The following is a 24,342-nucleotide window of genomic DNA, read 5'->3' on the forward strand; positions in this document are numbered from 1 at the left end:
CTAGTCAGATGGAGAACTTCATATGAATGAGTTTGCTGAGCTGAGTTACGCGCTCGATACCTTTTATTTCTTAATCTGCGGTGTGTTGGTGATGTGGATGGCCGCCGGCTTCTCCATGTTAGAAGCAGGGCTTGTGCGCTCCAAAAACACCGCCGAAATCCTGACCAAAAACGTCGCGCTGTTTGCGATTGCGTGCACTATGTACTTGGTGGTGGGCTATTACATCATGTACTCCAGCAGCGCAGGCGGCTTTTTGCCCAACTTAGGCTTCTTGCTCGGCGGTGAAAATAGCGTCGATGCGGTAACCGCGGGCGGTGACGACGCGCCGTACTACTCTATGCGCGCTGACTTCTTCTTCCAGGTGGTCTTTGTGGCGACGGCCATGTCGATTGTGTCTGGTGCGGTGGCCGAACGCATGAAACTCTGGGCGTTTCTTGCCTTCACGGTGGTGATGACCGCCTTTATCTACCCGGTGTCTGGCTACTGGACTTGGGGTGGTGGCTGGCTCTCGGCCGTTGGTTTCTCTGACTATGCCGGTTCAGGCATCGTCCACTTAGCCGGTGCTGCCGCTGCCTTCGCAGGTGTGCTGGTGCTCGGGCCGCGCAAAGGCAAGTACGGCAAAGACGGCTCTATCCGCGCGATTCCTGGCGCCAACTTGCCGCTCGCGACACTGGGTACCTTCATCCTGTGGATGGGTTGGTTTGGCTTCAACGGTGGCTCTGAGCTGAAAGTTTCCGATGTGTCCTCGGCCAACAACATGGCGCAGGTGTTGGTGAACACCAATGCCGCCGCTGCGGGTGGTGTGATTGCCGCGCTGATTCTGGCCAAGCTGTGGTTCCGTAAGGCGGATCTCACCATGGCGCTTAACGGTGCGCTGGCCGGGCTGGTAGCGATCACGGCTGAGCCGCTGGCGCCTTCTGCCATTGGCGCGATGCTGATCGGTATGGTCGGTGGCGTGATCGTGGTGGCTTCCATCGTGATGCTCGATAAGCTCAAGTTGGACGACCCCGTCGGTGCGATCTCAGTACACGGCGTGGTCGGTATCTGGGGCTGTCTGGCGGTGCCGCTCTCTAATGACGGTGCCAACTTCGGCGCGCAGATCATCGGTATCGTCGGTATCTTCGCCTGGGTCTTCATTGCCAGCCTGATCGTTTGGCTGATCATCAAGGCGATCATGGGCGTCCGCGTGAGCGAAGAAGAAGAATACGAAGGTGTCGATATCGCCGAGTGCGGTCTCGAAGCCTACCCTGAGTTTGGCGTGGGGAAGTAATTTCCTAGCGCTAACCGAGTGAGCTGGCGTGCTCCTCTTGGCCTCCCTTCGGGGAGGCTTTTTTATTCTTGTGCGATGGCGGTGTATGCTTGATAGGTTAACGTAAACGTGTGACTCACAAGCGCTAGAGGACATCTTCCATGAAACTAATTTCTGCCATTATCAAGCCGTTCAAGCTTGATGACGTGCGCGAATCGCTCTCCGATATCGGTGTGCAAGGTATTACCGTGACGGAAGTGAAAGGCTTTGGCCGCCAAAAAGGCCACACCGAGCTCTACCGAGGCGCCGAGTACGTGGTGGATTTCCTGCCCAAGGTGAAGCTGGAAGTGGCCGTGGACGACGACATGGCCGAGCAGGTGATCGATGCCATTACGCAGGTAGCGAATACCGGCAAAATCGGCGATGGCAAAATCTTTGTCATGCCGCTTGAGCAGGTGATCCGTATTCGTACCGGTGAAACGGGCAAAGACGCGGTTTAAATTTGTGAACTGTGAACTGTAAGAAGTGAGTAGGGAGTGGTGAGTAGTAAGTAGGGAGTAGTAAGTAGTAGAAAGTAGTAAGTGGTAGGAAAAAGTAGTACGTAGCACAAAGCCCCTGTGGATCATCTCCAGCAGGGGCTTTGTATGCGTGATGCGATCATTATAGCGGCTAGACTTTTTCTATTCACCACTCACCACTTACCACTCACCATTGACGCCTCACTTCTCGACAAACGCACGTTCAATAACGTAGTCACCCGGCTCGCCCATGCGTGGCGAGATATTCAAGCCAAGCTCATCGAGCAGGGCGCTGGTGTCGTCGAGCATGGCGGGGCTGCCGCAGATCATAGCGCGATCCTGGCGTGGGTCGATGGGCGGAAGGCCGGTGTCTTCAAACAGCTTGCCGGTACGGATATGGTCAGTGAGACGGCCCATGGTGTGGAAATCTTCACGCGTTACCGTGGGGTAGTAAACGAGCTTCTCGGCGATTTCTTCGCCCAGGTACTCATGGGCTGGCAGCTCCTTGGTGATAAAGTCGGCGTAAGCCAGCTCGGAGACTTCGCGCACGCCGTGGACCAGCACGACTTTTTCAAACCGTTCGTAGACTTCCGGGTCTTGAATCAGGCTCAGGAAAGGCGCAAGGCCGGTGCCGGTGGATAGCATGTACAGGTTGCGGCCGGGCAGCAGGTCATCGGTCACTAGCGTGCCGGTGGGCTTGCGGCTGACCATGATTTGGTCGCCCACTTTTAAGTGCTGCAAACGCGAGGTGAGCGGGCCATCTGGCACCTTGATGCTGAAAAACTCCAAATGGTCTTCATAGTTGGGGCTGGCGATGGAGTAGGCGCGCATCAAGGGTTTACCGTTGACTTCCAAACCAATCATTACAAATTGGCCGTTTTTAAAGCGCAGGCTGCGCTCGCGCGTGGTGCGAAAGCTGAATAGCGTGTCATTCCAGTGGTGAACACTGAGCACTTCTTCCAAGGCAAATTTGCTCATAATGGCTCCTCATGTATGCCGCGCTAACGCACCGGCTCAATATGCTTAAAAAGAATAAGAAATAGTTTAAGTGTTGCTGCTAAGTCTAAAAAAGCATGGTATATCTGTTAAGCGAATTATATTGATAACGTTTATCTAGTATATAGATATAGGTCAGTTTTTATGCACTTTACCTTGCGCCAGCTTGAAGTCTTTGTGGCGGTGGCACAGCACGAAAGTGTTTCCCATGCAGCAAAGGCATTGTCGCTTTCCCAATCCGCCGCGAGCACGGCGCTGGCTGAGCTTGAGCGCCAGTTCGATTGCCTGCTGCTTGATCGTTTGGGCAAGCGCTTAAAGCTCAATGCGCTAGGCTTTCAACTGTTACCCAAAGCGGTCGCGCTGCTTGATCGTGGTGAGGAGATTGAAGAGCTGCTACGCGGCCAAAAGGGCGTGGGAGAGCTGGATGTGGGGGCCACGCTCACTATCGGCAACTACTTGGCGACACTGCTGATTAGCGACTTCATGCAGCGCCACCCAGGGAGCCGGGCGCGGTTGGCGGTGCGTAATACCCGCCATATTATCGAGGGGGTGCGCCAGCACACGCTCGATGTCGGCCTGATTGAAGGGCTGTGCGACGATGAGCGGATTATTAGTCAGCCTTGGGTCGAAGACGAGCTGTGCGTGTTCTGCTCACCGCGACATCCGCTTGCCGGACGCGAGCATTTAGAGCTCGATGAGTTACTGCGCGAGGACTGGATCATGCGCGAGGAGGGCTCTGGCACGCGGCTAACCCTGGAGCAGGCCGCCCGCCATCGCCGGGGGCGTTTTAACACCTTGCTTGAGCTTGAGCACACCGAAGGCATTAAGCGGGCGGTGGAGTCCGGCTTGGGGATTGGCTGTATCTCCCGGCTCGCGCTGCGCGACGCCTTCCGGCGTGGGAGCTTGGTACCGCTACCCACGCCGGAGCTCGATTTGAAGCGTCAGTTCACGTTTATTTGGCACCGACAAAAGTACCTCACCACCGGGGTACGCGAGTTTTTGCGCTTGTGCCGCGAAATGACCGCGGGCGCCAAGCGCAGCGATGACATTACACTGCCGCCAATTCCCTAGTCGCCCCAAGGCGTTTAGATTGCGCTAAGCTTTGCCCAGCCATTTCCCCAGACCCAGAGCGTTCTCCAGAGCTGTTCTCAACACCTTCCCCAACGCTTGGCGCCAATGACGCCGGTGAGTGTTGAGCCAGTTTTTGAAATGGATTTTGAGACAGCTTGAAGCTGCTAATGGTGCCCGCCAGGTGATCGGCCTGTTGTTTCAGCTGTTCAGCGGCGGTGGCGGATTCTTCCACCATGGCGGCGTTCTCTTGGGTCATGTGATCCAACTCAGCAACTGCGGTGTTAACTTGTTTAATGCCATCGCTTTGCTCACTGGTCGCGGCGTTGATTTCCTCAAGTACATCGCTCACCCGGGTAATATGCACGACGATATTTTCCATGGTAGCGCCTGCATTTCGCACCAAAGTAGTGCCGTTATTCACCTTGCTTTGAGAGTCTTCAATCAGTTTTTTAATATCGTTGGCGGCATCGCTACTGCGTCCCGCCAATTTGCGTACCTCATCAGCGACTACGGCAAAGCCGCGGCCATGCTCGCCAGCACGGGCGGCTTCCACCGAGGCGTTGAGTGCCAGCAGGTTGGTTTGAAACGAAATACTGTTCATTAACGTGACGATGTCACCGATCTTATCCGACGCGTGGGTAATGTCTTCCATGGTGGTCACTACATTCGCTACGACCTTTCCGCCTTCGTTGGCTACCCCTGAGGCGGTTTGAGAGAGCTTATTGGCTTCCTGTGCCGAGGCAGCGGTGTGTTGCACGGTGCTGGTAGAGGCAGATGTTTTAGCAACAGCGCAGTGACGGCGATAATAGCCAGCAGTGTCATCGACGAGGACTTCACGATGGCGCGCAGGCCGGCGGTGGCCTCGTGTTCGTCCAAGGCCACGCCGAGCTCCCAATTGGTGCCGGCGATGGGGGTTACCGATAGCCGCTTGGTCTGCCCGTCGACCTGAACGGACTCCCAGGCCTCTTGGGTAGCGCTCAGCTGTTCGATAGCGGCGGGGGTCAAGGCCTCGCTGATTTGGCTCAGCGGCTCAGGTCAGCGCAGCGTCGGGGTGAGCGATTAACGCCTCGCCACCGATAACGCCATATAGGTGCCCATCACGCTTCACCGGCGTGGCAAAGGTCACCACCATGCGGCCACTGTTAGCGTCCACGTAGGGCAGCGAGACAAAAGTTCTATCCTTTTCCGTGGCCGTTTGGTACCAGGCGCGCTGGCGTGGATCATAGTCATCGGGCGGTATACAGCCATCAGAAGACAGGTGACTGCCATCGGGTTGACCGTAATAGGCGGCGATAAACCCGCCTGACTGGGCTAACTGTTTGAGGGGGGCGAGTGAGTCATTTTCGATCACGGGCGTGCGAGCCGCTTCCAGCATGGCGGCGCGGGCGGCCACCCATTCTTCGATAGCCAGGGCGTTACCCTGTGCGATGGATATCAGTTGCCGGGTATCTTAGGTCACGTTAATGAAGGACTCATGACGACGCGGGGCCTAAAACAAGGCCTCGGTAGGTGGGAGTGGATTGTTAGCGGTTGCGTGAACCACCGTCGGGGATCAAGTGAAGTGTAATCTTAGCGGCGTGCTTCCGGCGCGGGTAACGCTGAGCCCTGACGGCCCGATTCCAGAGTAAACCCACTGACTAGCTCGGCAAGGTGGTCGGCCTGGTCTTTTAGCTGCTCGGCAGCGGTGGTCGATTCCTGCACCATGGCGGCGTTCTGCTGGGTCATTTGGTCCAGGTCGGTAACCGCCGTGCTGACCTGACTGATACCGTCATTTTGCTCGCTGGCAGCGGTGCTGATGTCGCCCAGCATCTGCGTGACTCGGGAGACGCTATCAGCGAGCTCGTGCATGGCGGCTTCGGCATCGCGCACCATTTTGGTGCCGCTTTCTACCTTACTGGCCGAGGCGTCGATGCGTTGGCGAATGTCCTTGGCGGCGTCGCTGCTGCGTGAGGCCAACTTGCGTACCTCATCGGCGACGACGGCAAACCCACGCCCGTGTTCGCCGGCGCGGGCGGCTTCCACCGAGGCGTTCAGGGCGAGCAGGTTAGTTTGGAAGGCGATGCCGTCAATTACGGAGACGATGCTTTGAATCTCACCGGAAGTGGTTTGAATATCATCCATAGTGGCCACTACCTGCTCAAAGGCCGCATCGGTGCGTCCCGCCAATTGCGAGGCGTTTTGTGAAAGGCCGCTGGCTTCTTGCGAGGCGCTGGTGGTGTGGGCCACAGTACTGCTGATTTCCTCCATGGCAGAGGACGTCTGTTGCAGGCTGGCAGCCGCTTGCTCGCTGCGACGTGATAGATCGCGACCGCCCTGGGTGATTTCATTGGCGGCGTGGTTCACCGAGGCGCTGCTGCGCTGAACGTCGAGCAGGATGGTTTGGATCTTTTCGGCAAACGCATTGAACTGTTCCGCTACCGCCGCGCTTTCGTCGCGGCCATGTACCGGCAAGCGTTGAGTAAGGTCACCGTGGCCTGATGCGATCTCTTGCATACGGCTGGCGAGACGCTTGAGCGGGTGGGCAATACGGCCGCCTATCCACCACAGCGCCAATAGCCCCAGCGCGGTGACGATGAGGCCTACCAAGGTCATGACCATGGTATCGTGCCGACGCTGCTCACTCAGCACGTTTTGCAGGGCGTTAATGTCGGCCAACACGGCTTCTTCAGGCAGCTGTACCATTAATACCCAAGGCAATTCGCTGTCGCCGATAGTGATCGGCTGGTAGCGTTCCATCATGCCGTCGTGCGTCCCCCTTTGTAGGCGCTGTTGTTGAGCCGTGGTGGTCACGCGCTCCAGCACGTTGTCGTCAAGCACAGCCTCGGCATGCTCACCCAACGCCTCGGTGCCTTGGGTGTCCGCCACTAGACCGCCTCGGCCGGCCACCAGCGCCATCCGTCCAGCGCCGTCGTAGAGCGATTGGTTGGCCTCTTCAAGGAGTTCCTGAATGAAGTTGAGTGATAGATCCACGCCTGCAGAGCCGCGAAATTCGCCATCCACTACTATCGGCGCGTTGAAGGAAGTCACCAGTAGCGTCTCGCCGTCGTAGTCGTAAGACGCGGGATCGATGATGCACGGCGCCAGCGTTTCGCGGGGGCAAAGGTAGTATTCGCCTTCGCGTACGCCTGAGGCCATCAGCGATTGGCTTTCCATGGTGTCGCCTAGCGGCAGCACCGCTAACTCGCCGTCGTCGGTGCGGTACCACCAGGGCATGAAGCGCCCGCTGCCGTCGTGGCCGTAGCGCTCGTCACCGGCAAAGCGCTCATCGTTGCCGAAGGCGTCGGGCTCCCAGCCAATGAAGGCATCCAGCAGCGCGGGGTTTTGCGCAACAGTGTTGCGCACCAAGTTGGACAGCTGGCGGCGGCTCAACCACAGCGCTTTCAGGCCTTCATCGTCCTCCTGGCTGATCAGCGCATTGGTGTCGGCCAGCTGGGTGGCCAGCGTCATAGCGTTGTCCAGTTCGCGCCGGATGCGCTCACCCTCAGCGCTGGCCACCGCGTCCAGGCGGGCTCCCAAGGCGCTTTCCAACAGCTCGCTGGTGTGTTGTTCCACGGTCTGCTGGGTGCGCGAGGTGGCGATCAGGTTGTAAACCACCAGGACCACCACAATCGCTAGCAAACACGGACCGGCCAGGGCGAGGACGAAGGTGCGTAACGAACGAAAGTGCATCAACGACCTCCCAATCAATACGCTTTAGGGGCATTGAGTGCTGGCGCTGAATCGCTCTGCGATAGCTTAAAGCGGCTGATGGCATCGGTGAGATGATCGGCCTGATCTTTGAGCTGCTCGGCTGCGGTGGTCGACTCCTCCACCATGGCGGCGTTTTCTTGCGTCATCCGATCAAGATCGGCCACTGCCACGTTTACCTGGCTGATACCGTCGCTTTGCTCGCTGGCGGCGGAGGTGATTTCCCCCAGCACATCGGTCACGCGGGTGATGTGGGTAACGATTTCTTCCATGGTTGCGCCGGCGTTTTGCACCAGCGTGGTGCCATTTTGAACCTTGCTTTGGGAATCTTCGATCAGGTTTTTGATGTCGTTAGCTGCGTCGGTACTGCGTTGTGCCAATTTACGGACTTCTCCCGCCACCACGGCAAAACCGCGGCCTTGTTCACCGGCGCGTGCCGCTTCCACCGAGGCGTTGAGCGCCAGCAGATTGGTTTGGAAAGCGATGCTATCCATCAGCGTGACGATTTCGCCGATTTTCCCCGATGACTGGGCGATGTCTTCCATCGTCGACGTGACCTGCGACACCGCCTGACCGCCTTTAGCTGCCACGTCCGATGCAGCCTGCGACAGCTGGTTGGCTTGCTGGGCGGACGACGAGGTGTGCTCGACCGTGCTGGTAATCTCCTCCATTGAGGCGGAGGTTTGTTGCAGGCTAGAGGCGGTATTTTCGGTACGGCGCGATAAATCCTGGCCGCCGTTGGCGATTTCCGTGGCCGCGTTGTGAACCGCTTCACTACTGGAACGAACATCCAGCAGCACCGCGTCCATGGTGGCGACAAAGCGGTTAAACGCTGCGGCGATTTGGGACACTTCGTCGTTGCCCTCTTCGGGTAAACGTTGGGTGAGGTCGCCCTCGCCCGAGGCAATGCTGTTCATGGCATCGCGCACGGAAAGCAAACGCCGTAGCAGCAACTTGAGCAGCAGGCTAAGCACGACAGCCGTTAAGGCAGCCACAACCACGAGCGTGATGGTGGAAGTAGTGGCGATAGCGCGTAGCCCCGCAGTGGCTTCATGTTCGTCGAGTGCCACCATTAACTGCCAGCCGCTGTCACCGCCGATGTTGCCACCTAGCAGGCGTTTATCGCTGTCTTCAAGTGTCATGGGCGTGGGTTGGTCGGCTTGGGTAATGGCGCGCAACTTATCAGGCGTTAAGGCGCTACTGATGACGTCGGCGCCCTCTAAGGTGAGTTCCGCATTTGGGTGGGCCACCAAGGTGCCATCGGCGGTGGTCAAAAAGGCGAAACTTGAATCCGTCGGGGCGATATTGGCTACGATCTCAACCACCTCGTTAATGGTGATGTCGGCGCCAATCACGGCGGTGAGTTCGCCGTCTGCATAATAAGGTCTGGCAAAGGTCACCACGAGATCGCCGGTCTGTGCATCTACATACGGTGCCGTAATGATGGTGTCCCGCTTGGAAACGGCGGCCTTGTACCACGGGCGCTCGCGTGGGTCGAAGTTACTCGGAGGCTGCCAGCCGTTAAAAAAGATCGTCTCGCCTGTATCGGCGTAGCCAATGTAAGTGGCCATAAAATCGCCGGAGGTGGTGAGCTGGCGCAGGGCGGCGCGTGGATCGTCGCTCTGGGCTGCTTCATCCATGCTTTTGAGCATGGAGCGGCGTGCATTAAACCACTCGTTAAGCGCTTGCGTGTTGCCATTGACGACCGCGTTGAGATTGCGGCTAATTTGGGCGTTGTTGTGATGTTTTACCGTGGAATAGCTAACGATGCCATTGGCGATAAGGGCGAAGGCGACCGCCGCTAGAGCAGCGAGCAGGATGCGGACTCTTAGGGATGCAAACATGGTGGCTCTCAGGATCAGGAGGCAAGAAAAAGCCGCGCGTGTGCCACGCGGCTTTGACGGAAACCCCCTATATCGGCCGAGATGGCCACTTCTTTAGTTGTAAGCGAAAAACGGTTTATGTCATTAACGCAGATCCCTAACAGCGTCTTGAATATTCGCCAGCGAAGACTTGGTTAAGTCTTTTGACAGCGTGTGAATGATGAGCTTTTGTGTGGTTGCGTCGATTTTTTCACGCAATAGACCTAAGAACTTGGGTGGGGCAACCAGTACAAGCTTGCTGATCTGGTTTTCTGTGCGCGCGCTATAGAGACGCTGGGCGACCTCCTTGGCGAATAACTCGTTTTCATGCTGTGACGCGCTACCTTCTTCACCGGAGGAGCGTGAGGTGGAGGACATGGATTCGTGGACATCCGCACCGCGACGGTCGGTGATCAAATCGCCTTCGTGTAGGCGTCCTTCTGCGTGGACTAAGCTCTCCTGTTCTTCTAGCGTTAATGCGTCGCGGGTAAAAATGCGTGCGCGTGCGGCGTCAGCTACCACGATGTAGGTTGTCATCTTACGCTTTCTCCTTTTCTTCGCTCATGCTTACCTTCGTCTCTCTTACCATGGCAAGCGTTTGTAATTTGGTCAAACGTAAGCGAACAGCGCTAATGCAAATTAACCTTACTGTGCTAGGCTCAATGCGTTGAACAATGCTGAGACGCGTCTGACTATGCCCGCTCCTCTTACTCCCGATGCCCCACGTTTACTCGATGCGCTTGCTACCGGTAGCGCGGCGTTACTGCAACGGCGTTTTTGGAGCAACGGGGTGAACCAGCTGTTGGAGGCGCTGGGTGAGGCTTCGGGCGTTAGCCGCGTATGGATTTTTCAGCTGTTAGAGCGCTCTGCTAGCGGCGTGCTCCAAGACTACGTGTTTGAGTGGGTTGCCACGCCTGGCTACCGCCAGTTGACGCAAAAGCGTTTTCGCTTTTTCACCACGGCGATTGATGACCCTGAGTACGCCGATATGGTCACGCGCCGGGCGCGCGGTGATGCCCACACCTGCATAGTCTCTCAACTGCCTAATGGCTCGCTGCGCGAGCACCTAGAGAGCCAGAGCATTCGCTCTATGGTGACGGTGCCCATTATGCTCAACGGCCAGTGGTGGGGCACACTCGGGTTTGACGATTGCGAGCACGAAGTGGCTTGGGAAGGCCCCGGGCTGCAAGCATTAACCATTGCCGCGGAGCTGATTGCCTCAGCGATCTACCGCCACCAGCTCAATAGTCGCAAGCGGCAGGTCGATTTGCTCCAACGTGTTGCCGCCTGCGGCGCCTGGGAAATTAACCCCGCCAGTGGCGCTACTTGGTGCTCTTCGGGACTGTTAGCCACCCTTGGCTACCCGCCGGATTACGCCCGGCTGCCGCTACGGCGGCTTTTAGCTCATATCGTGCCAGAAGACCGTCGCGCGCTATGGATGCTTTTGCGCCACTGCTGCGGTGTGTGTAACAGCAGTTGCCGTTTAGATGTGCGCCTGATCGACCAGCAAGGAGAAATCCGCTGGCACGAACTGGTGCTGGAAGCCAATTACGTCTCCGGCGGGCGGCTCGCGGATATAGCCGGCTTGGCGATTGATATTTCGCAGCGCAAACAAGGCGAAGTGCAGGCGCAGACCGAGGCCGAGTTTGATGAGTTGACCGGCGCGCATAACCGCCGTGGCATGGTGCGTTATATTCGTGAGCTATTAGATAGCCAGAAGTGCCAGCGCCCGTATTTACTGCTGCTGGACATTGATCACTTCAAAAGCATTAACGACCGCTACGGCCACCCCGCCGGCGATGTGCTGCTCAAAACACTCGCCAAGCGCCTCGCCGGGGAACTTCGTCCTGATGACTGCCTGGTGCGCTTAGGTGGGGAAGAATTTGCCGTGGTCGCCGCTGAGCTGGGTGAAGCCCAGGTGCTTCAGCTCGCTGAGCGCCTGCGCAACTGTATTGCCGAGGACCCGTTTGTGCTCAATGCCCTGCCCGGCATTGGGGGCACACTGAATGCTCGCAAGGTCAGTGTGCCGATGACGGTCAGCCTGGGCGTGGCCACCATGATGCCGGGTGGGAGTGTCGGCCACTGCCAATCGATGGCCATCGCCCAAGCGGACCAAGCGCTTTACATCGCCAAAGAGAGCGGCCGTAACCGTGTGGTCGCCTATTGGCAGCGCTAGGCGTAAGTTAATGCCCCAGAATCTGGCTTAAGAACAACTGAGTACGTTCAGACTGGGGGTTATTGAAGAACGGCTCAGGTGCGTTTTCTTCAATGATTTGCCCCTGATCCATAAAGATCACCCGGTCGGCCACGGTTTTGGCGAAGCCCATTTCGTGGGTAACACAGATCATGGTCATGCCTTCCTCGGCCAGCTCCACCATGACGTCCAGCACTTCTTTGATCATCTCGGGATCAAGCGCTGACGTTGGTTCGTCGAACAGCATTACGTCCGGGTGCATGCACAGCGAGCGGGCAATCGCCACGCGCTGCTGCTGACCGCCGGAAAGCTGCCCCGGGTACTTGGTGGCCTGCTCGGCAATGCGAACCCGCTCCAGGTACTGCATGGCCAGTTCTTCCGCTTCTTTGCGCGGCTTTTTCTGCACCCACATTGGCGCGATGCAGCAGTTTTCCAGCACCGATAAATGCGGGAACAGGTTGAAGTGCTGAAACACCATGCCGACGCTGCGGCGAATCTGCTCAATACGCTTGACGTCTTGGGTCAGCGGCACACCGCCCACGACGATGTCCCCTTTTTGGTGCTCTTCAAGGTGGTTGATACAGCGAATCAGCGTTGATTTACCCGAGCCCGAGGGGCCGCACACCACGATACGCTCGCCGCGCTTGACCTCAAGGTAGATATCTCGCAGTACGTGGAAATCGCCGAACCACTTATTGACGTTGTTCATCTCGACCATCAGGTCGGAGGCGTTGGTGGCTGCTTGTGTCATATTGAAATCCTACTCAAAACCTGAAGGTTTAAACGTATAAAAGCGACATTACTGCTTATGACCGGTATTTAGCTTGCGTTCCAGGTACTGGCTGTACCGCGACATGCTGAAACAGAAGATCCAGAACACGAACGCGGCAAAGACATAGCCCTCTATCGAGAAGCCCAGCCAACGTGAGTCGGAAAGCGCCGCTTGCACGATGCCCAACAGATCAAACAGCCCGATGATCATCACCAGCGTGGTGTCTTTAAACAGCGAGATAAACGTATTGACGATACCGGGAATCATCATCTTTAGCGCCTGGGGCATGATGATCAGGCCCATGCGCTTCCAATACGTCATCCCCAGCGCCGCCGCGGCTTCATCCTGGCCTTTGGGTATTGCCTGCAAGCCACCGCGAATGACCTCGGCCATGTAGGCACTTTGGAACAGCGTTAAGCCGATCAAGGCACGTATGAGACGGTCGATGTTAATCTCTGAGGGTAAAAACAGCGGCAGCATCACCGACGCCATGAACAGGATGGTGATGAGCGGTACGCCGCGCCAGAACTCGATGAATATCACACAGAAGGTTTTGACGATGGGCATGTTGGAGCGTCGTCCAAGCGCTAACACAATGCCAATGGGTAACGCGCCAATCATCCCCACGCTTGCCAGCAGCAGCGTCAGCATCAAGCCGCCCCAGCGGTGGGTGGAAACGCGCGGAAGGTCAAAATAGCCGCCGTGTAAAAGCACATAGGCAACAACCGGGAAGCCCAACAAGGCAAACACGGTTACCCAGCGCTTAAACGGCAGGCGCGGAATCACCATCCAGGCAATAATGCCCGCGAACATGGCAAAGACAATGTTGGCGCGCCAATACTCCTCGCTGGGGTAGAGGCCGTAAATGAACTGCGAAAAGCGGGCATTGACGAATACCCAACAGGCGCCCACCCGTGAACAGTCCTCACGGCTATCGCCTATCCAGTCGGCATTAATAAACGCCCATTGGATCGTTGGCACCAACAGCAGATACAGAACATACAAGCCTAATAGCGTGAACAGGCTATTGATGGGGCCGTTGAACAGGTTGCCGCGTAGCCAGCCGATGGGGCCAATGGTGCCTTTCGGGGCCGGCTGCTCAGGTATCATATCTTTGTTGTGAATCATAAAGTCGCCTCCGGCCTAGCGTTCGACCAGCGCAACGCGAGCGTTGAACCAGTTCATGAACATGGACACCAGCAAGCTGATGATCAGATAAACCGCCATGGTCATGGCAATCACTTCGATGGCCTGACCGGTTTGGTTAAGCGTGGTGCCAGCAAACACCGAGACGAGGTCGGGGTAGCCGATGGCGGTGGCCAGTGACGAGTTTTTAATCAGGTTGAGATATTGACTGGTAAGCGGTGGAATAATCACCCGCATGGCTTGGGGAATCACCACCAGACGTAGCACTAACTTGCGCGGCAAACTGAGTGCCTGTGCCGCCTCCGTTTGGCCATGGGGAATGGCCTGGATGCCCGAGCGCACAATTTCGGCAATGAACGACGCGGTGTAGATAGAAAGCGCCAACCACAGGGCTAAAAATTCGGGAATGATGGTGATCCCACCGCCAAAATTAAAGCCGCGCAGTACCGGCATCTCCCAGGTGACCGGTACGCCGGTAACGACCAACACCAGCAGCGGGAGGCCAAAAATAATCACTAGCGACATCCAGAAAACCGGCAAGCGCTTGCCGGTGGCTTCGTGGCGTCGCTTGTTCCAGATAACCAGCGCGATGCTAGCCACGATTGCCACAATGAACGTGGCCGGGATCAACCCGAACCCCGACTCAAACAGCGGTTGAGGTAGGTACAGCCCGCGCACGTTCAGAAAAATAGCCTCGCCGAACGCCATGCTCTCTCTGGCGCTGGGTAAGGTACGCAGGACGGCGAAGTACCAGAAGAAAATCTGCAACAGCAGCGGAATATTACGGAAGGTTTCGATGTAGGCGTTGGCTAGCTTAGCGATCAGCCAATTGGGCGATAACCGCGCAATACCGACGATAAAGCCAATAATCGAGGCGGCCAGCACCCCCAATCCACCCACCAACAGCGTATTGAGCAAGCCAATCACGAAGGTGCGGCCATAGCTGCTTTGGGAAGAGTACTCGATTAAGGTTTGGCCAATACCAAAGCCGGCTGTGTCACTCAGGAAGCCAAAGCCGGTGGTGATACCGCGGGCCTCCAGGTTGGCTTGGGTATTGCCAATAATGTAGATCAGGAAAGCCGCGACAACGGCGACTAAAATGAGCTGAAAAATAAGCGCGCGTTTAGCGCGGTCTCGCCAAAACGGCGGCTTGTGGCCGGCGGGGCGAGCGTCGTTGGGTCGTACAGACATGGGTGGCGTCTCCGCTATACGGAAGGTCAATCAGATGGCCCGCCATGCACTTGAACAAGAGCGGCGGGCCAGGGGTCAAGCGAGACGCTTAGCGAATCGGCGGTGCGTACTGTAAGCCACCTTCGGTCCAGAGCTTGTTGATGCCGCGCTCAATTTCCAGCGGTGAGTCCATGCCCACGTTGCGGTCGAAGCTTTGGCCGTAGTTGCCTACTTGGCTGATGATGTTGTAAGCCCAATCGGCTTCAAGGTTCATGCCTTCGCCATAGTTGCCGTCTTCGCCCAGCAGACGCGCGATATTGGGGTTTTCAGATTCCAGCATCTCGTCCACGTTATCGCTGTTAACGCCTAACTCTTCGGCGTTAAGCATCGCGAACAGCGACCACTTGACGATGTTGAACCAAGTGTCGTCGCCTTGGCGAACCACAGGGCCTAGCGGCTCTTTGGAGATAACGTCCGAGAGAATCATAGAGGTTGAGGGATCGCTAAGCTGAATACGCAGCGCAGCCAGTTGCGATGTATCGGAGGTCAGCACGTCACAGCGGCCGGCTTGGTAGCCACCTACGGTTTGCTCCGAGGTATCAAAGACGATGGGGTTGAATTCCATGTCATTGGCACGGAAGTAGTCGGCCAGGTTCAGCTCGGTGGTGGTGCCGGACTGGATACAAATAGAGGCGCCGTCGAGTTCATCAACACTGGTAATGTTCAGGTCGCTAGGCACCATGAAACCCTGGCCGTCGTAGAAGGTAACGCCGGTGAAGTTAAGGCCCAGAGTGGTATCGCGAGTGGTGGTCCAGGTGGTGTTGCGTGAAAGCACGTCAACTTCGCCAGACTGCAGCGCGGTGAAACGCTCCACTGCGTTGAGTGAAATGTAGTTAACCGCCTCTGAGTCGCCGAGTACTGCTGCTGCTACAGCGCGGCAAACGTCAACGTCGATCCCTTGCCAGTTACCGTCGTCATCCGGTGCAGAAAAGCCGGGCAAACCATCGCTGACGCCACACTGGACGGCACCGCGTTCCATGGTGTCTTCCAAGGTATCGGCTTGAGCGGTGGCGGCACCGGCTAACGTAATGGCACCCGTGGAGGCCAGTAGGACTAGGTGTTTCTTGTTCAACATGGTCGTTCCCCTTACTCGATTTAATGTCGTTATGCATGCAGATGCATGACACTAAAAACTAGCAAGGAATGTGCCAAAGAAGATACGCCGGCGAATTCAGCGGTTTTCAACGTAAAGTCAGCGATGTTGCACGTAGGTATTGTTGCAAAACGTGCATCGGGTGGCTAAGCGCTGCACTTTATTGGTGCGTGTGCGTGCAGCGCGCCGCTGGACTTATTAGGCGAGGGCGTTGCGCATAAAGGGCGGTAACACGAGCGCGCCGCGATGGGCATCACGTGTGTAGTACTGCAGCGGCATGTCGTGATCCGCAGCGGCATCTTCGCGAAAGTGGTTCACATCGGTTTCTTTACCCGCCAGCGTCACACTCCACCAGCCGGAGGGGTAAACCGGCTGAGGGAAGGGCAGCGTGGCCACGCTATTAAAGCCTGCTTCGCGCATATCGTGGCGCAGCTCACGGATGATCGAGCCGCTGTGATAAAGCGGCGACTCACTTTGCTGCACCATCACGCCGCCGTTTTTCAAGATGCGGTGGCAACGTTTTAGAAAGTCGGTTTTAAACAGCCCTTCGGCGGGGCCGACGGGATCAGTGGAGTCGATGATTAGCACGTCGATGCTCTCACCGGGCGCATCGTCGACCCACTTGACGCCATCGGCAAACAGCAGCTCGGCGCGGGGGTCGTCATTTGACTCTACCAGCGACGGGAAGAAGCGCTCGGCGGCTTTGGTGACTTCTTCATCGATATCGATCTGCGTGACGTGTTCAACACCCGGGTGGCGTAGCACCTCTTTTAAGGTGCCGCAGTCGCCGCCGCCAATGATCACCACGCGCTTGGGGTCTTGGTGAGTAAACAGCGCCGGGTGGGCGATCATCTCGTGGTAGAGGAAATTATCGCGGTCGGTCAGCATCACGCAGCCATCGAGCACCATCAGGTTGCCGTAGGTTTCGGTGGCGTATACTTCGAGGTGCTGATAAGGGCTTTGCACGTCGAGTAGCTTTTCGCTCACTTTTAGCGAAAAGGCACTGGCATGGCTGTCGAAGACTTCGGTAAACCATGCGTCATTCGGTAACGGGTTCATTGTGTCGCGATCTCCCGATGATACTGCGGGCTGAGATCATGCAGCGCATCCATAAAGGCGGTGACGTGATCGGGGTTGGTGAACTGGTTAATGCCGTGGCCAAGGTTGAACACATGGCCGGGGCCGGGGCCGTAGCTCTCCAAAATCCGTGCGACTTCGGCGCGAATCGCTGACGGGCGAGCAAACAGTACGTTGGGGTCAAGGTTGCCCTGTAGCGCCACCTTATGCCCCACGCGAGCGCGCGCATCGGAGAGCTCCGTTGACCAGTCTAGCCCCACGCCGTCTGCGCCCGCACAGGCGATATGCTCAAGCCACTGGCCACCGTTTTTGGTGAACATAATCACCGGCACGCGACGACCGTCGTGCTCGCGAATCAGGCCGGCGGCAATTTGCTCCATATAGCGTAACGAAAACTCCAAGTAGGCCGGCGTTGAGAGCGCCCCGCCCCAGGTGTCGAAAATCTGCACCGCCTGGGCGCCTGCGCGGATCTGAGCGTTCAGGTAGTCGGTTACCGCGTAGGCCAGCTTATCGAGCAGCTGGTGCATGGCTTCCGGCGTATCGTAAAGCATGGTTTTCACGTGGCGGAAGTCTTTGCTGGAGCTGCCTTCCACCATGTAGGTGGCGAGTGTCCAGGGGCTTCCGGAGAAGCCGATCAGCGGCACGCGGCCGTTGAGTTCGCGGCGAATGGTTGAGACCGCGTTCATGACATAGTCCAGATCGCGCTCAGCATCGGGCACTTTCAGCGCGTCGACTTCTTCCGGTGTGCGCACGGTTTTTTTGAATTTCGGCCCCTCGCCGGTGACGAAGTAGAGCCCTAAATCCATCGCATCGGGAATTGTGAGGATGTCCGAGAATAGGATCGCCGCATCCAGCGGGTAGCGCTCAAGCGGCTGCATGGTGACCTCACAGGCTAGGTCTTGGTTGCGGCACAGGTCCATAAAACTGCCCGCATCGGCGCGGCTAGCGCGGTACTCCGGCAGGTAGCGGCCGGCCTGGCGCATCATCCACACGGGGGTGCGGTCGACGGGCTGGCGGGCCAGCGCACGGAGAAAACGGTCGTTTTGTAACGCTTGAGACATAATAGGGCTCTTGAAGTCGTGGGGCCTAGAAAGAGAAACGCGAAAAAAATAAACAGTGGCGTCGATTATAGGGCAGCAGGGCGGCCGGATGATACGCCAAGCGCTCATCGTATTAGGCGTTCAGCGCGGCAATTGCTGTCGGTTCCTGCTAAAATAAGCGTCCATTTTGTTAACACGCTTTTCATGTACGGGTGTGCTGATCACCGAGGTAACCTGTGACCATTCGCTTTATTGCCGCTTCCCAGCTGCCCACCCCTTGGGCTACGTTTACCATGCACGGCTTCGAAGACGAGGCGACGGGCAAAGACCATATTGCCTTGACGCTAGGCGATGTTGCCGGTGAGCCGCCGGTGCTGGGGCGTGTTCACTCCGAGTGCCTAACCGGCGATGCTTTGTTTTCCATGCGCTGTGACTGCGGCTATCAGTTACAGGAGGCGCTTAAGCGCATTGCGGCTGAAGGACGGGGCGTGCTGCTTTATCTCCGCCAGGAAGGCCGAGGCATTGGCCTTTTAAACAAAATCCGCGCCTACCATTTACAAGATCAAGGCGCCGATACGGTCGAGGCCAACGAGCGGTTGGGCTTTGGCGCCGATATGCGCCGTTACGACCTATGCGTGCCGATGCTGGACCATTTGGGTGTTACCGCGCTCAAGCTGATGACCAACAACCCGCGCAAGGTCGATGCCTTAACCCGCGACGGCGTTAATGTGGTCGAGCGTTTGCCGATCACCACCGGCTTGAACCCGCATAACGAGCAGTACCTCACCACCAAAGCCGGTAAACTCGGCCATATGATGGTACTAGGCGATTTCACCCAAGCCAGCGATGTGGATATTGAGCGTAAGGAGTGATATTGCGAGGGGCGTTAGATGAGGAGTGCCCTGCGATGAAGATCGAACGTGAAGAACTGGGTGAAGTACCGTGCGAATTCAGTGTTCTTGAAGAGCGCCTAAACAGTATTAGCCACGGTATCGGTGCCGTGCTTAGCCTGGTGGGAATGGCGGTACTCTTGGTAGTCGCGAGCTTAGCGAATCATGTTGACCCGTGGAAGATAGTTGGTCTAAGCCTATACGGCACGACGCTGGTACTGCTTTATACCGCCTCGACGCTGTATCACAGCGGGCCTCTCCAGCGCTGGAAGCGGCATTTTAAGTTACTTGATCACTGCTCGATTTACCTACTCATCGCCGGGACATACACCCCCTTTCTGCTCGTTAATATGCGCAGCACCACGGGGTGGGTGTTGTTTGCCGCCGTGTGGGGGCTGGCGCTGATGGGCATTAGCGGTAAACTGCTTTGGCCCGAGCGTTTCGCGGTATTACGCGTGGTGATCTATCTGCTCATGGGCTGGATGATCGTGCTGGCCGCCGACAAAATGGCCGCCAGTTTATCGTCGACCGGCATTGTCCTGCTGGCCGTTGGGGGAGCCTTCTACACGCTGGGGGTTATCTTCTACGCCGTGCGCGCTATCCCTTTCAACCACGCGATTTGGCATCTGTTTGTGATCGCCGGCAGCGTCTGCCACTACTTTGCTATTTATAACACCGTATTGCCCCACACAGCGGTGACTTAAGCGTTTGGCGGCGACCACCTAAGCGTTCAGCGATGTTTCAGCGTTCAGCGATGTTTTAGTGTTCCGCAGCGGATTTTTCACGATCCATGGCTTTGGCCATCGCCGGGCGCTTGGCATGACGCTCGCGGTAAATGGTAAGCGGCTCTGGCAGGCGGTGTTTCATGCTCGCCGCCCAAGTGAGCGTGTGGGTGAGAAACAGATCAGCCAGTGTGAAGGTGTCGCCGACCAGGTTTTCCCGACCGTGAAAGCACCGCTCCAGCGCTTTCAACGCGCGCTGAAACTCCCAGGCACAGGTCGGTAAAACGGCCGGAATGCGTTTCTCCTGGGGAAGCGCAAATTGGTGCTTGGCCTGAGCCCACAGTGGCTGCTCCAGTTCGGTGACGATAAAGCTAAGCCATTGATCGACCTGCGCGCGGGCGGAGAGGTCGTGGGGTAATAGCGCGCCATCACCATACTTCTCAGCCAGGTAACGGCAAATGGGCACCGACTCGAACAGCGTGAACTCGCCGTCCTCCAGCACTGGCACCTTGCCGTCGGGGTGGCGCGCCAAGTGTTCGGGTGTCTGCCCCTCACCTTTATCTAACGCGACGTGCCGGCAACGGTATTCGACACCGAGCTCCTCGAGCGTCCAAGTGGCGCGTAGCGAGCGGGAGTTGGGGTAGCTGTAAAGCGTGATCATGGTGCCTCCTGCAAGGGGGTCTTGAAAGGGTGTCGGCTAAAAGCGTAGCAAACCCTCAATCTAGCGGCTTCCTTACTGCCTGTCACGCGGGGCTATTCCCGCGCTTTACAAATCCGCTCATAGGCGTTGGCGATTTCGCTGGTGCGCGCCTGCGCCACGTCGCGCATGCTTTCGGGGAGCCCTTTGCCCGCCAGTTTGTCCGGGTGGTTCTGGCTCATCAGGCGGCGATAGGCCTTTTTGATGTCGGCGTCGCTGGCGTCTTCCGAGACGCCGAGCACCTGGTAGGCGTCTTTAAGCGCTTCTTCGCTGGCGCCTTGGGAGTTGGCCGCCGCACCGTGCAGCATCGCTTCGATTTGTTGCACTTCGGTCTCGCTGCAGCCCACGCCCCGGGCCACGCGAAGCATCATCTCGTGCTCGCTGTCGTGCAGCACACCATCGGCGGCAATCGCTGATAGCTGAACCTGCAGGAACACCTGGCGCATGACGGGCTGGTGGCGGGTAAGGCGGTTCACGCTGGCAAGCTCGGCGTCTAGGTCGAAGTCGTCAGCGCGGCCGCGCTCAAACGCCGCGCGTGCCCGCTCGCGCTGTTCACCTTGCAGGCGCATCTGGTCGAATAACTTCTCGGCAATGCCCAGCTCGCCGTCGGTCACTTTGCCGTCGGCTTGGCATAGGCAGCCCATCACCGAAAAAATGGAGTCGAGAAAGCCCTCTTGAAGGCGTTGTCGCGCAACATTCAGACGGCGTTTGAGGCGTCGTCCTAGCCACCAGCCCAGGCCGCCGCCAATCAGCAAGCCAAGTGGGCCGCCAATGGCAAGGCCGATCAGCGCAAACACAATAATCAGAAATAACATGGCAGTCTCTATAAGTCCTTAAAGCTTGGTCAGTTTTGCAACGATCACGCGTTGAAATCGCTAGCGTCGGTGAATCGTATTTGACAACATCTCAGGTTACGGCAGCCGGGCGCGGATGGCACGCTCAATCCCCTCGGCATCCAGCCCACAGTCGCGCAGAAGCTCCGCCGGAGTGCCATGTTCAACGAAGGCATCCGGCAAGCCCAGGTTTAACACTTCTATTTGAACGCCTTCGGCGGCCAGTAGTTCGTTGACCGCGCTGCCGGCGCCGCCAGCAATCACGTTTTCTTCCAGCGTGACTAATAGCTCGTGCTCATCGGCGGCGTGGAGTACCGCGTCGCGGTCGAGCGGTTTGATCGAGCGCATATTGATATGCGTGGCGTTTAAGCACTCGGCGACCTCGGCGGCGGGGCCGTTTAGGCTGCCAAAGGCGAGTAGCGCGATGCGAATGCCCTCGACGCCCTGGGCGCTGCGGCGGATGTCGGCCTGGCCGATGGGGATTGGCTCAAGGTGCGCGGGAATCTCGGCGCCCGGGCCGGTTCCGCGTGGGTAACGTACCGCTGCGGGGCCGGGGTGATGGTAGGCCGCACTCAGCATCGCGCGGCACTCAGCTTCATCCGCCGGTGCTAAAATCACCATGCCGGGTACACAGCGTAGATACGAAAGGTCCATGCTGCCGTGATGGGTGGGGCCGTCTTCGCCCACCAGCCCCGCGCGGTCGATGGCAAACGTCACGTCGAGCTCTTGCACCGCGACGTCGTGAATCAATTGATCATAGCCACGCTGTAAAAAGGTCGAGTAGATCGCCACCACCGGCTTCATGTTTTCGCAGGCCATGCCGGCGGCGAGCGTCACCGCGTGCTGCTCGGCAATCGCCACGTCGAAATAGCGTTCGGGGTATTCCTGAGAGAAACGCACCAGGTCGGAGCCCTCGCGCATTGCCGGGGTAATCCCCATCAGGCGGCTATCCACGGCGGCCATATCGCACAGCCAGTCGCCGAAGACATTGCAGTACTTTTTCTTTGCCGGCGCTTTCTTAGCCTGCGGTTTCTTGTCGGCGGTCGACTTGGCTAGTGGTGCCGGTTGGGCGTCCTCGAGTTTTTCCAGCTTGGTAATCGCGTGGTAGCCAATTTGGTCGGCCTCGGCAGGGAGGAAGCCTTTGCCTTTTACCGTTTTGATATGCAGAAACTGCGGGCCGTCAAGCTCGCTTAGGTGGGTCAACGCCTGAGTGAGCGAGTCCAGGTCGTGACCATCGATAGGGCCGACGTAGTGAAAGCCCATCTCCTCGAACAAGGTAGCGGGGCTGACCATGCCTTTCATGTGCTCTTCGGTGCGCCGCGCCAGCTCCAAAGCACCGGGCAGGTGCGAGAGTACCTTTTTGCTCTCTTCGCGCATCTTGAGATACGGCTTGCTGGACAGCACCCGTGCTAAGTAGGTCGCCATGCCGCCAACGTTTTCGGAGATCGACATCTCATTGTCGTTGAGCACCACCAGCATGTTGGCGTCGACATGCCCGGCGTGGGCCAGCGCCTCGAACGCCATGCCCGCGCTGAGCGCGCCGTCGCCAATAATGGCGCACACGCGGCGGTTTTCGCCCTGGGCGCGAGCGGCGAGCGCCATGCCGAGCGCGGCGGAAATCGAGGTGCTCGAATGGCCCACGCCGAAGGTGTCGTACTCGGATTCGGCGCGGCGCGGGAACGCCGCGAGCCCGCCGTGCTGGCGAATGCTGAGCATCGCTTCGCGCCGCCCGGTCAGCACCTTGTGCGGGTAGGCCTGATGGCCCACGTCCCATACCAGACGGTCTTGCGGGGTGTGAAAGACGTGGTGCAGCGCCACGGAAAGCTCCACCACACCTAAACCGGCGCCAAAGTGGCCGCCGGAGACGCCGACGCTGTACAGCAAATAGGCGCGTAGTTCATCGGCGAGCTGCGCAAGTTGCGCCGCGTTCATGGCCCGCAGTGCTGCGGGATGATCAAAAGAGTCGAGCATCGGCGTGGCCGGGCGCTCGCGGGGAATCTCGTCGAACAGCTTCATGGGCACTCGTTTATCAGATCGCTAATGGTCGCGCTTGATCATGTAATGGGCTAAATCGGCTAGCGGCGCGGCGTTCTCGCCCAGCGGGGCTAGCGCAGCGATGGCCTCGTCGATTAGGGTCCGGGCTTTACGCTGCGCGCCCTCAAGCCCGAGCAAACTGGGGTAAGTGGGCTTTTCCCGGGCCGCATCCGCGCCGGAGGCTTTACCCAGCGTTGCCGTATCGCCAGTGACATCCAATACGTCGTCGTGAATTTGAAAGGCGAGGCCAATCGTGCGCGCGTAGCGAGATAGCGCCTCTAGGCGCGGGTCCGTTTCAGCCACGGCGATCAAGCCGCCTAAGCGCACGGCGGCTTCGATCAGCGCGCCGGTCTTGTGCGCGTGCATGTGCGCGAGGGCGTCAACCTCCGGGTGGCCACCCACGGCGTCTAAATCCAGCGCTTGGCCAGCCACCATACCATCGCGACCGGAGGCGGTGGCCAGCGTGCGCACAAGGCTACCTAAGCGCGGGTGGGGCGTGCTGGCCAACACCTCAAACGCCAGCGTCTGCAGCGCATCGCCAGCAAGAATCGCGGTGGCTTCGTCATAGGCGATGTGGACGGTGGGCTGGCCGCGGCGCAGGTCGTCGTCGTCCATCGCCGGCAGGTCATCGTGAATCAGCGAGTAGGCGTGGATCAGCTCAATGGCGGCCGCCGGGGCATCCAGCGCCTCGTCATCGGCGCCCAGGGCGCGGCCCGCGAGGTAAACCAGAAGCGGACGCAAGCGCTTGCCACCGACCAGTAGACCGTGGCGCATGGCCGCCTCTAACCGCGGGGCGGTGGCCGGACGCGCCTCGAACAGCGCGGAAAGCATGGCATCGACGCGGGCATTGCTCGCGTGGCGCAGGGTTTCCAAAACGGGCACCTGGGTGGCTACCATGGCGGGTTCTCCTCACCGGAGGCGTCATCGTCCGGCGCGTTAAACGGCGTCACCGCCAGCCGGCCGTCGCCATCTTCGCTTAGCGCGCGCACTTTCAGCTCGGCGTTATCCAAGCGGTTTTGTGCCTCGCGGGTAAGTCGCACGCCCTGTTCAAACGCCGTGAGCGAATCCTCAAGCGACAGCGCGCCCGATTCCAACCGCTCAACGAGCGCTTCTAGCTGCTCCACCGTAGCCGCAAAATCCTGCGGGGAGGAAGGTGTCGTATCACTCATCGCCGATGCCTGCCGTCTCTCAAAGCTCACGTTTGTTTAAGACCAGTGTCATGGAAAATGGC

General features: G+C 58.2%; 21 protein-coding genes and 1 pseudogene. 6 read left to right on the top strand and 16 right to left on the bottom strand.

The annotated features are described in order from the left end of the window. The first annotated feature begins 22 nt into the window (after positions 1 to 22). Together HZS81_RS10490 and glnK are read left to right on the top strand one after the other, a co-directional pair. Positions 23 to 1,270 (top strand): ammonium transporter, encoded by a 1,248-nt coding sequence (locus HZS81_RS10490; protein WP_179930508.1) that lies wholly within the window; start codon positions 23 to 25, stop codon positions 1,268 to 1,270. Positions 1,271 to 1,410: 140 nt separating this feature from the next. Further along, complete coding sequence (gene glnK, locus HZS81_RS10495) at positions 1,411 to 1,749, top strand: P-II family nitrogen regulator (protein WP_009098335.1); 339 nt, start codon at positions 1,411 to 1,413, stop codon at positions 1,747 to 1,749. A gap of 219 nt (positions 1,750 to 1,968) precedes the next feature. Here the strand turns inward: glnK and HZS81_RS10500 are convergent, their stop codons facing one another. Then, entirely contained in the window at positions 1,969 to 2,745 is a 777-nt protein-coding gene (locus tag HZS81_RS10500; protein WP_179930509.1) for a ferredoxin--NADP reductase, read from the bottom strand. Between the two features lie 162 nt (positions 2,746 to 2,907). Between HZS81_RS10500 and HZS81_RS10505 the strand changes: the two genes are divergently transcribed. Next, on the top strand, positions 2,908 to 3,834 hold the full coding sequence (locus tag HZS81_RS10505) for a LysR family transcriptional regulator (RefSeq protein WP_179930510.1): 927 nt from the start codon (positions 2,908 to 2,910) through the stop codon (positions 3,832 to 3,834). Here the strand turns inward: HZS81_RS10505 and HZS81_RS18170 are convergent. The 4 genes and pseudogenes from HZS81_RS18170 to HZS81_RS10525 all read right to left on the bottom strand — a co-directional run. Beyond that, a pseudogene (locus tag HZS81_RS18170) lies at positions 3,812 to 5,281 on the bottom strand (methyl-accepting chemotaxis protein); the annotation flags it as partial. The gene HZS81_RS10505 and the pseudogene HZS81_RS18170 overlap by 23 nt on opposite strands. A gap of 122 nt (positions 5,282 to 5,403) precedes the next feature. Beyond that, positions 5,404 to 7,503: a methyl-accepting chemotaxis protein gene (locus HZS81_RS10515; protein WP_179930511.1), complete on the bottom strand. Its 2,100-nt coding sequence runs from the start codon at positions 7,501 to 7,503 to the stop codon at positions 5,404 to 5,406. Positions 7,504 to 7,517: 14 nt separating this feature from the next. Then, entirely contained in the window at positions 7,518 to 9,365 is a 1,848-nt protein-coding gene (locus tag HZS81_RS10520) for a methyl-accepting chemotaxis protein (protein ID WP_179930512.1), read from the bottom strand. A gap of 123 nt (positions 9,366 to 9,488) precedes the next feature. Further along, the gene (locus tag HZS81_RS10525; protein ID WP_179930513.1) at positions 9,489 to 9,920 is read right to left on the bottom strand and encodes a host attachment protein; all 432 of its coding nucleotides are present in this window, start codon (positions 9,918 to 9,920) and stop codon (positions 9,489 to 9,491) included. A gap of 157 nt (positions 9,921 to 10,077) precedes the next feature. On the opposite strand from HZS81_RS10525, the gene HZS81_RS10530 reads away from it, so the two are divergent. Beyond that, positions 10,078 to 11,559, top strand: coding sequence for a sensor domain-containing diguanylate cyclase (locus tag HZS81_RS10530; protein ID WP_179930514.1), 1,482 nt, complete (start codon positions 10,078 to 10,080; stop codon positions 11,557 to 11,559). Positions 11,560 to 11,566: 7 nt separating this feature from the next. On the opposite strand, the gene HZS81_RS10535 is transcribed toward HZS81_RS10530, so the two are convergent. The 6 genes from HZS81_RS10535 to hemE form a co-directional block, all read right to left on the bottom strand. After that, positions 11,567 to 12,328: an amino acid ABC transporter ATP-binding protein gene (locus tag HZS81_RS10535; protein WP_277814989.1), complete on the bottom strand. Its 762-nt coding sequence runs from the start codon at positions 12,326 to 12,328 to the stop codon at positions 11,567 to 11,569. Between the two features lie 48 nt (positions 12,329 to 12,376). Continuing rightward, positions 12,377 to 13,477, bottom strand: coding sequence for an amino acid ABC transporter permease (locus HZS81_RS10540; RefSeq protein ID WP_179930515.1), 1,101 nt, complete (start codon positions 13,475 to 13,477; stop codon positions 12,377 to 12,379). A 15-nt stretch (positions 13,478 to 13,492) separates the two neighbouring features. Beyond that, the gene (locus HZS81_RS10545) at positions 13,493 to 14,686 is read right to left on the bottom strand and encodes an amino acid ABC transporter permease (protein WP_179930516.1); all 1,194 of its coding nucleotides are present in this window, start codon (positions 14,684 to 14,686) and stop codon (positions 13,493 to 13,495) included. An 88-nt stretch (positions 14,687 to 14,774) separates the two neighbouring features. Next, a complete protein-coding gene (locus HZS81_RS10550) occupies positions 14,775 to 15,800 on the bottom strand; it encodes an amino acid ABC transporter substrate-binding protein (protein ID WP_179930517.1) in 1,026 nt (341 codons plus the stop codon). Positions 15,801 to 16,016: 216 nt separating this feature from the next. Beyond that, positions 16,017 to 16,877 (bottom strand): polyamine aminopropyltransferase, encoded by an 861-nt coding sequence (gene speE, locus HZS81_RS10555; protein ID WP_179930518.1) that lies wholly within the window; start codon positions 16,875 to 16,877, stop codon positions 16,017 to 16,019. Next, positions 16,874 to 17,956, bottom strand: a complete 1,083-nt coding sequence (gene hemE / locus HZS81_RS10560) for a uroporphyrinogen decarboxylase (protein WP_194249347.1) — start codon at positions 17,954 to 17,956, stop codon at positions 16,874 to 16,876. The genes speE and hemE overlap by 4 nt, the downstream gene beginning before the upstream one ends. Positions 17,957 to 18,171: 215 nt before the next feature. Between hemE and ribA the strand changes: the two genes are divergently transcribed. Beyond that, positions 18,172 to 18,807, top strand: a complete 636-nt coding sequence (gene ribA / locus HZS81_RS10565) for a GTP cyclohydrolase II (RefSeq protein WP_179930519.1) — start codon at positions 18,172 to 18,174, stop codon at positions 18,805 to 18,807. Positions 18,808 to 18,842: 35 nt separating this feature from the next. Next, positions 18,843 to 19,529 carry a PAQR family membrane homeostasis protein TrhA gene (gene trhA / locus HZS81_RS10570; protein ID WP_179930520.1) on the top strand — a complete coding sequence of 229 codons (687 nt, stop codon included), beginning with the start codon at positions 18,843 to 18,845 and terminating at the stop codon, positions 19,527 to 19,529. A 55-nt stretch (positions 19,530 to 19,584) separates the two neighbouring features. Here the strand turns inward: trhA and HZS81_RS10575 are convergent, their stop codons facing one another. The 5 genes from HZS81_RS10575 to HZS81_RS10595 all read right to left on the bottom strand — a co-directional run bounded on the left by HZS81_RS10575 (position 19,585) and on the right by HZS81_RS10595 (position 24,280). Continuing rightward, a complete protein-coding gene (locus HZS81_RS10575) occupies positions 19,585 to 20,208 on the bottom strand; it encodes a glutathione S-transferase family protein (RefSeq protein WP_179930521.1) in 624 nt (207 codons plus the stop codon). Between the two features lie 92 nt (positions 20,209 to 20,300). Further along, entirely contained in the window at positions 20,301 to 21,059 is a 759-nt protein-coding gene (gene djlA / locus HZS81_RS10580; RefSeq protein ID WP_179930522.1) for a co-chaperone DjlA, read from the bottom strand. 96 nt (positions 21,060 to 21,155) lie between these two features. Further along, positions 21,156 to 23,093, bottom strand: a complete 1,938-nt coding sequence (dxs, locus tag HZS81_RS10585; RefSeq protein WP_179930523.1) for a 1-deoxy-D-xylulose-5-phosphate synthase — start codon at positions 23,091 to 23,093, stop codon at positions 21,156 to 21,158. Positions 23,094 to 23,114: 21 nt separating this feature from the next. Continuing rightward, positions 23,115 to 24,008: a (2E,6E)-farnesyl diphosphate synthase gene (gene ispA / locus HZS81_RS10590; protein ID WP_179930524.1), complete on the bottom strand. Its 894-nt coding sequence runs from the start codon at positions 24,006 to 24,008 to the stop codon at positions 23,115 to 23,117. Next, complete coding sequence (locus HZS81_RS10595) at positions 24,002 to 24,280, bottom strand: exodeoxyribonuclease VII small subunit (RefSeq protein ID WP_179930525.1); 279 nt, start codon at positions 24,278 to 24,280, stop codon at positions 24,002 to 24,004. The genes ispA and HZS81_RS10595 overlap by 7 nt, the downstream gene beginning before the upstream one ends. Positions 24,281 to 24,342 lie beyond the last annotated feature (62 nt).

The organism is Vreelandella salicampi (genome assembly GCF_013415105.1).
In the GTDB taxonomy this organism is placed as follows: Bacteria; Pseudomonadota; Gammaproteobacteria; order Pseudomonadales; family Halomonadaceae; genus Vreelandella; species Vreelandella salicampi.